A 938-nucleotide genomic window follows, 5' to 3' on the forward strand; every position below is an offset into this window, starting at 1 on the left:
CTTGTCCCATTCTCCTCTATTTTTAGTAAGCTCTCTTATATAACTTTCATATTTATCTTTGCTATTATACATGTAAGTAGCATTTAATATTAACTCTATTTCTTCTGTTAATTTCTTTTTAAAGTTTATTCCCGCATATCCTTTAGCATTTAAACTCCCACTCTTTTTATCACTAAATTTTTTTTCTCCTCCTACCTCTGCTCCAGCAAGAGTAAATACTTCTTTTTTACTTCCAAAAACTCCTCCCCAGTTTATTTCATTTGATGCTTTTGTATTTAATTTATCTTCATATCCTAGTTCTAATTTAATTTCATTATTTACATAATATTGTGCTCCTAATACTGTTGTGCTTATTGTCATTAACCAAATAAGTTTATTTTTAAACACTTCATCCTCCTTATTTTTTACTTTGAATATATAACAAATCCATCCTATTATACCCCCCCCCACATTTATTGTCAATAGTAAAATATATGTTTGTTAAAAAAATATTTAAACTAAATATTATTAATTTTATATTAACTATATCAATCCCTATAAAATATCGAACCATACTCAGCATATATATTTATCTCACATTACTATATCTTCCATTTACACCCTTACACACTAATATAAATTATCTAATAAAGAATTGTATAGATTTTATTAATTTCTACATCATTTTGTGTATTACAGTATAAAATATCGTACTTTATATTTTTATACTATTTTAAATTGAGTGCTTTTAAACTTTAATTTTTAATTTATTCAATTTATTCTTCTATCTCTTTATTAACTAAAAATTATACCTCTGTTAATAAATAATGTGTGCATTCTTTATTTTAATAAGTTCTGCATTTACTTTATGTTATGATGTAATCATATTTAAATTAAACTTTATTATTTATTTTTCTACCAAAATATTCCTATTTAATAGAAAAACAGTAGTATTAACT

At 23.1% G+C, this 938-nt stretch carries 1 pseudogene; it reads right to left on the reverse strand.

The features are described from left to right. Window positions 1-387: pseudogene (locus tag BUE91_RS06800) on the reverse strand (hypothetical protein); the annotation flags it as partial. Between the last annotated feature and the right edge of the window lie 551 nt (window positions 388-938).

Source organism: Streptobacillus notomytis (assembly GCF_001902585.1).
GTDB lineage: Bacteria > Fusobacteriota > Fusobacteriia > Fusobacteriales > Leptotrichiaceae > Streptobacillus > Streptobacillus notomytis.